General features: G+C 71.7%; 7 protein-coding genes. 1 reads left to right on the top strand and 6 read right to left on the bottom strand.

The features are described 5' to 3' along the window. Positions 1-33: 33 nt before the first annotated feature. Positions 34-531, top strand: coding sequence for a carboxymuconolactone decarboxylase family protein (locus Ade02nite_RS19315; protein WP_203765258.1), 498 nt, complete (start codon positions 34-36; stop codon positions 529-531). Here Ade02nite_RS19315 and folE read toward each other — a convergent pair. The 6 genes from folE to dacB form a co-directional block, all read right to left on the bottom strand. Then, the gene (folE, locus tag Ade02nite_RS19320) at positions 518-1,165 is read right to left on the bottom strand and encodes a GTP cyclohydrolase I FolE (protein ID WP_203765289.1); all 648 of its coding nucleotides are present in this window, start codon (positions 1,163-1,165) and stop codon (positions 518-520) included. The genes Ade02nite_RS19315 and folE overlap by 14 nt on opposite strands. Then, a complete protein-coding gene (gene ftsH, locus Ade02nite_RS19325) occupies positions 1,162-3,180 on the bottom strand; it encodes an ATP-dependent zinc metalloprotease FtsH (protein ID WP_203765261.1) in 2,019 nt (672 codons plus the stop codon). Before ftsH ends, folE begins: the two co-directional genes overlap by 4 nt. Before the next feature lie 324 nt (positions 3,181-3,504). Continuing rightward, entirely contained in the window at positions 3,505-4,080 is a 576-nt protein-coding gene (gene hpt / locus Ade02nite_RS19330; protein ID WP_203765264.1) for a hypoxanthine phosphoribosyltransferase, read from the bottom strand. Positions 4,081-4,219: 139 nt separating this feature from the next. Next, entirely contained in the window at positions 4,220-5,149 is a 930-nt protein-coding gene (gene tilS, locus Ade02nite_RS19335) for a tRNA lysidine(34) synthetase TilS (protein WP_203765269.1), read from the bottom strand. Further along, positions 5,150-6,211: a zinc-dependent metalloprotease gene (locus tag Ade02nite_RS19340; RefSeq protein WP_203765272.1), complete on the bottom strand. Its 1,062-nt coding sequence runs from the start codon at positions 6,209-6,211 to the stop codon at positions 5,150-5,152. It abuts the gene before it with no gap. Between the two features lie 84 nt (positions 6,212-6,295). Next, complete coding sequence (gene dacB / locus Ade02nite_RS49365; RefSeq protein WP_239168880.1) at positions 6,296-7,639, bottom strand: D-alanyl-D-alanine carboxypeptidase/D-alanyl-D-alanine endopeptidase; 1,344 nt, start codon at positions 7,637-7,639, stop codon at positions 6,296-6,298. Positions 7,640-9,439: the final 1,800 nt, after the last annotated feature.

A 9,439-nucleotide genomic window follows, 5' to 3' on the forward strand; every position in this document is an offset into this window, starting at 1 on the left:
CAACCACGTTGTCGATTCTAGCCGGAGGCCGTGATGTTCACTCAGCACACCCTGGAGACCGCGCCGGCGCAGTCCCGGCCGCTCATGGAGTCCACCGCCGCGCACCTGGGGCATCTGCCCACCGAGGTGGCGCGGCTCGCCGAGTCGCCCGAGATGCTGGGCGGTTTTCTGCACGTCAACGGGCTCTTCGAGGCGAGCACGCTCGACCCGCTCGCTCGCGAGGTGGTCGTCATGATCATCGCTACCCGCAACGGCTGCCGGGTCTGCGTCGCCATGCACACGGGCCGGCTGCGCAAGCTCGACGCCGGGGCGGATCTGATCGCCGCCCTGCGGGAGCAGCGCGAGCTCGCCGATCCGCGCCTGGAGGCGTTGCGGGTCTTCACCCTGCGGGTGCTCGCCACGACCGGCGACACGCCCGTCGACGACTTCCTGGCGGCCGGCTACACCCGGCGCAACGCGCTGGAGGTGGTGCTGGGCATCGGGACGTACACGATGTCGACCCTGGCGAACCGGATGGTCAGCGCGCGTTGATCAGGGCCATGGCCTCGGCGCGGACCTTGGCGTCGGTCTGGAACGCGCCCCGGACGGCGGAGGTCACCGTGCGGGCGCCGACCTTGCGGATGCCGCGCATCTCCATGCACAGGTGCTCGCACTCGAGCACCACGATGGCGCCGCGGGCCTCGAGCCTCTCCATCAGCAGGTCGGCTATCTGGGAGGTGAGGCGCTCCTGCACCTGCGGGCGGCGCGCGTAGACCTCGACCAGGCGGGCCAGCTTGGACAGGCCCGTGATGCGGCCGTGCGGGCCGGGGATGTAGCCGATGTGCGCCGCGCCCTTGAACGGGAGCAGGTGGTGCTCGCACATGCTCATCACTTCGATGTCGCGGACCAGCACCAGCTCTTCGTGGTCGGCCTCGAAGGTGGTGGTCAGGACCTTTGCCGGGTCGACCCGCAGGCCGGCGAAGAGCTCGGCGTAGGCGCGGGCGACCCGGGCGGGGGTGCGTTCCAGCCCGTCACGGTCCGGGTCCTCGCCGATGGCGATGAGGATCTCGCGGACCGCCTTCTCGATCCGCCCGAGGTCGACGGACTGCTCGACCGGGGTGCCGGTGAGCTTTCCGTCGACCAGGCGGGCGGCGAGATAGTCGAGGGCGTCGTCGTCGGTGATCAGTTGTTGCCTTCCGGGGCGCTGCTGCCGTTCGGGTTGGGTCCGACCGCGGCCTGACCGTCGGCCTCCGCCTGCGCCTTGAGCTTGTCGCGCTCGGCGGGGGTGAGCACCGGCGGCGCCTCGGACGGCAGGCGCTTGCCGAAGCCGTTGAACGGCGACATCGGCGGGCGCTTGACGACCCGGGCACAGATGCGGTCCATGTCCTCGCGGGTGATGGTCTCCTTCTCCATCAGCTCGAGGACCATGTTGTCGAGCACGTCGCGGTACTCGACCAGGATCTCCCACGCCTCGTCGTGCGCCAGCTCGATGAGCGCGCGCACCTCGCCGTCGATGTCGGCGGCGACCGCGTCGGAGTAGTCGCGCTCGTGGCCCATGTTGCGGCCCATGAACGGCTCGTCGCCGCTGGTGCCGTACTTGACCGCGCCGAGCTTGGAGCTCATGCCGTACTGCGTGACCATGGCGCGGGCCAGGCCGGACGCCTTCTCGATGTCGTTGCCGGCACCGGTGGTGGGCTCGTGGAAGACGAGCTCCTCGGCGGCGCGGCCACCCAGCGCGTACGCCAGGGTGTCGATCATCTCGGCGCGGGTCTGGGTGTACTTGTCCTCGGTCGGCAGCACCAGCGTGTGACCGAGTGAGCGGCCACGCGGCAGGATGGTCACCTTGTGCACCGGGGCGGAGTGCGGCAGCGCGTACGCCACCAGCGCGTGACCGCCCTCGTGGTACGCGGTGATCTTCTTTTCGCTGTCGCTCATGGCCCGGGTGCGCCGCTCGGGACCGGCGATGACGCGGTCGATCGACTCCTCGAGGAACTCGTTGGAGATCGCCCGCTTCTCGTTGCGCGCGGTGAGCAGCGCGGCCTCGTTGATCACGTTGGCCAGGTCGGCGCCGGAGAAGCCGGGGGTGCGGCGGGCCACCGAGTCGAGGTCGACGTCGGGCGTGAACGGCTTGCCCTTGGCGTGGACGCGGAGGATCTGCTTGCGGCCCTCCATGTCCGGGTTGTCGACGGCGATCTGCCGGTCGAAACGGCCCGGGCGCAGCAGCGCGGGGTCGAGGATGTCCGGCCGGTTGGTGGCGGCGATCAGGATGACGCCGCCCTTGGTGTCGAAGCCGTCCATCTCGACGAGCAGCTGGTTGAGCGTCTGCTCGCGCTCGTCGTGACCGCCGCCCATGCCGGCGCCGCGGTGGCGGCCGACGGCGTCGATCTCGTCGACGAAGACGATCGCCGGGGCGTTGGACTTGGCCTGCTCGAACAGGTCGCGGACGCGGCTCGCGCCGACACCGACGAACATCTCGACGAAGTCGGAGCCGGAGATCGAGTAGAACGGCACACCGGCCTCGCCGGCGACCGCGCGGGCGAGCAGCGTCTTACCGGTACCGGGCGGGCCGAACAGCAGCACGCCCTTGGGGATCTTGGCGCCGAGCGCCTGGTACTTCGCCGGGTTCTGCAGGAAGTCCTTGATCTCGTGGAGCTCCTGGACCGCTTCCTCGGCGCCCGCGACGTCGGCGAACGTGGTCTTCGGCGTGTCCTTGGTGATCATCTTGGCCTTGGACTTGCCGAAGTTGAGCACCCGCGAGCCGCCGCCCTGCATCTGCGACATGAACAGCAGCAGCAGGATCACCAGGATGGCGATCGGCAGCAGGTTGATCAGCAGGCTGAAGAGGATGTTGTCGCCCGAGACCGTGGCGTCGATCGTGCCGGTGATCCGGCCGGCCGTCTTGGCCTCGTTGACCTCGTTCCAGATCGTCTGCGTGACCTCGTACGGGTACTGGGTCTCGATCTTGTCGGTGGTCTTGCCGTCGAACCGTTCCGGCGAGGCGAGGTCGATCTGGAGCGTCTGCTCCTTGTCCTTCTGGACGACCTTCTTGATGCCGGGCTGGTTGAGGCGCTCGAGCGCCACCGAGGTATCTACGCGCTGGTAGCTCGGACCACTGGTGAAGAACGAGCTCAGCGCAATCACGCCGATGATCACCAGAATGATCCAGACCACCGGGCGGCGGAAGAAACGCGTACGTTCCATACTGTTGTCGGGCGCCAAGCGCCCGGACCCTCCTGATCGGCGTCCTGGTCACCTCAACGGTGCCGCCCACCGGCGGCTGCCGGATCCGTTACCCCGCTCGACGACTCTGAATCGAGATGACTCTGAATCGAGTGGCGGCGAATCGCTCCGGCCCTCCGGCGCTTGTGACACTGCGCCTTCGGTCACTCGACGGTACACCGTACGTGCCGGTTGCGAACCCGTGAGCCCGCTGGCCGGACACCTCTCGGCCCCCGCCCGTTCAGCGAGGTATCGCAGCAAAACCGCCCATAAAGACGGATTTCTGAGAAGAGGCTGAGAAACGGTTCAGCTACGGGCGTAGACCTCGGGCTTCAGCACACCGACGTACGGCAACTCGCGGTAGCGCTCGGCGAAGTCGAGACCGTAACCGACCACGAACTCGTTCGGGATGTCGAAGCCCACGTACTTGACCGGGACCTGCACCTTAACCGCGTCGGGCTTGCGGAAGAGCGCGACCACCTCGACGCTCGCCGCCGAGCGCGACTGGAGGTATTTCATCAGCCAAGAGAGCGTGAGACCGGAGTCGACGATGTCCTCGACGACGACCACGTGCCGGCCGGTGATGTCCCGGTCGAGGTCCTTGAGGATGCGCACGACGCCCGAGGTCGTGGTGCCCTGCCCGTAGGAGGAGACCGCCATGAACTCCATCTCGGTGGACGGCCCGTGGTTGCCGAGCGCCCGCGCGAAGTCGGCCATGAACATGACCGCGCCCTTGAGCACGCAGACGAGCAGGATGCCGCCCTCCGCGTCCGCGTGGTCCGCGGAGACCTGCTTCGCCAGCTCGGCGATCTTTTCCCGGATCTGCTCCTCAGAGATGATCACGTGGTCGATGTCGGCGTCGTACCAGGAGCCATCAGCCATGGGTCCCAGCGTGCCGCATGAAGGTTGCCGCCCGCCGCACGGGGCGGCGATCAAGTCGGACGGAACCCCTGGAAAACACCCAGCTCGCCATGGGTGAACCGGCGAATCGGACACTACGAGTGACGACTCTCACAGAGGCTCAGGACACCCGAACGAGTGCACCGCCCGCACGCGCCACCTGAATACCCCCGGGCAGATGTACGGGTCCCTGGCCGTGCCACGCGGTGACGAGCGCGTCGAGCGCCTCGACGTGCCGGTGCGACAGCGCGCCGCCGGGAGCGCCGAGCCGCAGCGCCCAGGCGTGCAGCGCCCGGGTCCGGATGGCCGGCATCAGCGCGGCGAGCGCGCCGACCGACATGTCCGACACGTCGGCGGCGAGGCCGTCCAGCGCCGCGTTGTCCTGGGCGATCTGCGCCGCGGAGCGCGCGAGGTTGGCCACCACGGCCGGGCCGAGGGCGTCGACGAGGGCCGGCAGGGCCGAGCCCCGCACCCGGGACCGCGCGAACGACGGGTCCGCGTTGTGCGGGTCCTCCCACGGCACCAGGCCGAGAGCCGCGCACGCCTTGCGGGTGTCGGCCCGCGCGACGTCCAGCAGCGGCCGCAGGAAGATCCCCTTGACCGCCGGCATCCCGGCCAGCCCGCGCGGCCCGGCGCCACGGGCGAGCGCCAGCAGGACGGTCTCGGCCTGGTCGTCGCGCGTGTGCCCGAGCAGCACGGCCACCGCTCCCAGACGTACGGCCGCCGAGGTCAGCGCCTCGTATCGCGCGGTCCGCGCCGCCGCCTCCGGGCCACCCGGCAGGCCGGCGACCGACACGGTGGCCACCTGGACCGGGTCGAGCCCGGCCTCCCGTGCCCAGCGGGCGACCTCCGCGGCGCGCGCCGCCGAGCCCTCCTGGAGCCCGTGGTCGACGGTCACGAGCCCGACGTCGCGGCCCACGAACCTTGCGGCGGCGGCCAGCGCGAGCGAATCGGCCCCGCCCGAGCAGGCCACGAGGACCAGACCCCGAGCGGGGAGCGCCCGCCGTACGGCCAGGCGCACCGCCGCGACCGAGGGCGGGATCCGCGCCACCTAGCCGCCGATCGCGGGCTGCGAGCCGTGCACGCGGGTCACCCACGCGTCCGGGTCGCCCAGCTCGTCGAGGCGCGGCAGGGTGAGCGGCGAGTCGAAGATCTTGTTGAAGCCGTCCATGCCGACGCGCTCCACCACGCCGTGCACGAACTTGCGGCCCTCCGCATACTGCCGCATCTTGACCTCGATGCCGAGCAGGCGGCGGATCGCCTTCTCCAGCGGGTTGCCGCTCTCGCGCCGGCGGTTGAACTTGGCGCGGATCGACTCGACGCTCGGGATGACCTCGGGACCGACGCCGTCCATCACGAACTCGGCGTGCCCCTCGAGCAGCGTCATCAGCGCGGTCAGGCGATCGAGCACGGCCTTTTGGCCCGGCGTCTGCACGATGTCGAGCACCGAGGAACGGCTCTCCGGGTCGCGCAGCGCGTCGGAGAGGGTGGCCACGCCGCGGCGCAGGCGCTCGAGGATGTGCTCGGTGCTCTGCGAGGCGTCGACGAAGGCCTGCACCTCGCCGAGGAAGTAGCCGCGCATCCACGGCACCGCGGTGAACTGGGTGCGGTGGGTGACCTCGTGCAGGCAGACCCAGAGCCGGAAGTCGCGCGGCTCGGCGCCGAGCTTGCGCTCCACCTCGACGATGTTCGGCGCGTTGAGCAGCAGCTGGCCGGGGTTGCCGGAGAAGACCTCGTACTGCCCGAGGACCCGGCCGGAGAGGTACGCCAGGATCGTGCCGGCCTGCACGCCGGTGACCCGGGAGCCGATCGCGTCGGCCAGGCCGCCCGGCTGCTTGTCGCCGGAGAGCCGGGTGACCAGCGGGATGATGACCTGCTTGAGGCCCTGGATGTTGGTCGCGGCCCAGTCCTTGCGGTCGACGACCCGCACCGGCGGGACGTCCACCTGCGGATGCAAGCCCGTGTACGCGGCGACGTGTCCCGCCGCCTCGTCGGTGAGCGCCCGTAGCTCGGACACCACCGCCATCGCGTCGTCGTAGGAGACCGCGGGCCCGGATTTCGAAAGCGCGCCCGCGGTCGCGGCGGCCAGATCCCAGTCAACGAACTGCGCCATGCAACCCACCGTACCCGCGCGATTCCAAGGCAGACCTCAGGTGAAACCCCCATCCGGCCGCCCCACCCACTAGTGGCTCTTCCGCTAGCAACCACAAGTCACGAGGCGCGCGGGCACCTTGTCCAGCGCCGCCCGCGCCGTGACCGCGTTCCCCGAGCCGCTCGCCATGATCGCGAAGACCAGCAGCCGCCCCTCCCGGGTCGTCACCACGCCGGCCATCGTGTTGACGCCGCTCAGCGTGCCGGTCTTGGCGCGCACGACGCCCTGGCCGATCTGGTTGGCCCGCGGCGCCACGAAGCGCTTGAGCATGGTCCCCGACCAGCCCGCGACCGGCAGGCCGCCGAACATCGAGCTGATCGCCGGCTGCTGCCCGCTCGACGCGAGCGCCAGCAGCTGGGTGAGCAGGGTCGGGCTGATCCCGTTGTTGCGGGAGAGCCCGCTCGCGTCGTACAGGTCGGCCTCGTCGCCCGGAAGCCCCAGGCCGGTCATCCGCTTGACGATGGCGTCGGTGGCGCCGTCGAAGGTCGCCGGCTGCCCGTCGGCGATCGCCACGTGCCGGCCGAGGACGTCGGCCATGGTGTTGTCGCTCTGCTCGAGCATCCAGTCGGTGAGCTGCACCATCGGCGGCGACTGCACCACGCCGAGCTGCTTGCCCGGCGCGATCCCGGCGGGCGCCGAGGCCGCCGTCGCGGCGGTCGGCGCCTTGCCCCGCTTGACTGTGTCACCCGAGACCCCGAGCAGCTTCGCGAACGCCTTGCCGGCGGCGACCGCCGGATCGGGGAAGCGCGGGTCCCCGCCGTACTCGTTGTGGACGGGCTCGATCCGCCCCGCGTTGGTCATCAGCGACTGGATCCGCGACACCTGCCCACCGGGCGAGATGTCCGAGGAGTCCCAGCCGACCGCCGTCTCCGGCCCGCTGAACAGCGAGGTGTCGATGGTGACCTTGGTCGGCTCGGTGCCGCCGAGGGCCTTCTTGACCTGCGCGGCCAGCTGATCGAGCCGCGCGGCCCCCGGGAACTGCCCCTTCGCGCCGACGGACAGCGTCGGGTCGCCACCTCCGACCAGCACGACCTCGCCCGGCGCGCTGCCGGCGACGGCCCGCGTGCCGATCCGGTACGCCGGCCCGCGGGCCGAGAGCACGGCCGCCGCGGTGAGCAGCTTCGTCGTGGAAGCCGGCGTGGTCATCGTGTCGGCGTTGCGCGCGTAGAGCACTTCCTCCGACGCCACATCGAGCACCCGGACATGCACCTTGGTGCCCAGCGCCGCCGAGCCCACCAGCGGATCGAGCGCCTTCTTCACGCCCGCCGCCGTCAGCGCGGTCCCCCCACCGTTCGCCGCGGCGAGCACAGGCGTGGGCGACGCCTCGGCCGTGGGCGCGGCCGTCGTGGGCGCCGCCGTCGGCTCGTCCGACGCCAGCCAGTCCTTCACCGGCCCCGGTCGGACAACGCCCACCAATCCGGCGGCAACCACCAAAAGAGCAACAATCCCGGCAACAGCTTTGGTACGGGTCTTCCGCCCGGTTCCGGCCTTCCCGGCTTCGTCGCGGGCCCCCGCCGCCGCAGGGTCACGCGGCTTCTCGGCTTCGTCGCGGGCTCGCGCCGCCGCAGGGTCACGCGGCTTCTCGGCTTCGTCGCGGGCCCGCGACGCGGCAGGGTCACGAACAACCGGCTGCAACGCGGGCCCGGCCGGAGGCGCGGGAACACGAGGAACGACGGCGGTCGCGTCGGACTCCTGCCGCAGGTTCACGGTCGCGTTGCCGGGCTCCGGGCTCGGTCCGCCGGCGTTGACGACCTGCGTGACGTCGGCGCCCGGGTTCTCTTGGCCCCGGCTCCCGTAGACCGCACCGCCAGCCGCCTGGCCCGCCGCCTGCGGCTTCCCGCCGTAGACGTTCCCGCCTTGCGCGGGGCCGCCCTGATCAGAGGCGCCGGCGTGCCCGGTCCCGGCGGTCCGCTGCGCCGCTTGCGCAGGTCCGGCCTGTCCGGCCCCCGGCGATGGCGGCGCGGCTTGCGTAGGTCCGGCCTCCCCGAGCCTCAACGGTGTGGACGCCACTTGTGCAGATCCGGCCTGCCCGGGTCCCGATGCCGGCGGTCCAGCCTGCCCGGAACCCGCCTGCCCGCGCCTCGATATCGGCGGCACGGCCTGCCCAGCACCCGCCTGCCCGGGCCTTGATGCCGGCGGCGCGGCCTGCATGGAGCCCGCCTGCCCGGGCCCTGTTCGGGGTGCTGCCTGCGGGGAACCAGCCTGCCCGTGCCCCGGAGCCTGTGGCGTCACCGGCGCGGAAGTCACGGTCCGAGGTGCCGACTGAGCGGTGCCCTCCTGTCCTGACCCCAGGCTCGGCGGCACCACTGGAGCCGAACTCGCAGTTCGAGGCGCCAGCTGATCAGGACCCACCTGTCCGGACCCCACGCTCGGCGGCACCACCGGAGCCGAACTCGCGGCCCGAGGCGCCGCCTGCGCGGACGTGGGCCGCCCAGGCTCCGCCGTCGGCGCAGCGTGCGCCTGTCCAGTCCCTGGAGGGGTCGATCCCGGCCTTGCATGTCCGGGGCTCGCTGACAGTGAGCTGGCCTGTCCCGACGCGGAGGCGCGGGACGGCTCGGTCTGCGCGGGGCTGCCGTAAACGCCGCCCGGGGACGATTGCGCCGTCCCCACGGAAGCAGGGCTGTCAGCGGTCGACGCCGCGCTGCCGTAGACGCCGCCGGGCTGTTGACCGGCTCCGGACTGGGCCGGGCGCCCGTAAACGCCGGCATCCGGCTTCTGATCTGGCGCGCCCTGAACGCCTTCCTGCGGGCGTTTGCCGTAGACGCCGGCGTCGGCCGACGAGGCGCCGGCCGCTTTCGCATCAGGAATGAGGTCACCGAGGGCTTGCGCGGCACTGCCGAAAACTCCGCCACTCGACGGCGTGGCGGGAGGCTGCGGGGTGTGGCCAGGTTGTCCGCCGCCGAGCGGCTGGCCGTATACGCCACCGGGCCGCTGGGCGGCTGAGCCAACGGTCGGCGCCTGCCCGCCCGAGCTTGCGGCCGGTCCCGGTTCCGCGGGCCGCTCCCCCGCCCGCTGTGCCGGACGCCCGTAGACGCCGCCCTCCGGACTCTGGCCGCCCGCCTCAGGCGAGGGACGGCCATAGACGGTCGGGTCCGGCCGGCCGCGGTTCGCGCCCGAGGCCTGCCCCGTCGCGGCACCCCCGACCTGTCCGGGTGCGGCACTCCGAGTCTGGCCCGTGGCGGCACCCGG

The organism is Paractinoplanes deccanensis (genome assembly GCF_016862115.1).
GTDB lineage: Bacteria > Actinomycetota > Actinomycetes > Mycobacteriales > Micromonosporaceae > Actinoplanes > Actinoplanes deccanensis.

Bases quoted from the DNA above. Each gene is read 5' to 3' on its own strand.
- Ade02nite_RS19315 (WP_203765258.1), top strand. From the start codon at position 34: ATGTTCACTCAGCACACCCTGGAGACCGCGCCGGCGCAGTCCCGGCCG.
- ftsH (WP_203765261.1), bottom strand. From the start codon at position 3,180: ATGGAACGTACGCGTTTCTTCCGCCGCCCGGTGGTCTGGATCATTCTG.
- hpt (WP_203765264.1), bottom strand. From the start codon at position 4,080: ATGGCTGATGGCTCCTGGTACGACGCCGACATCGACCACGTGATCATC.
- Ade02nite_RS19340 (WP_203765272.1), bottom strand. From the start codon at position 6,211: ATGGCGCAGTTCGTTGACTGGGATCTGGCCGCCGCGACCGCGGGCGCG.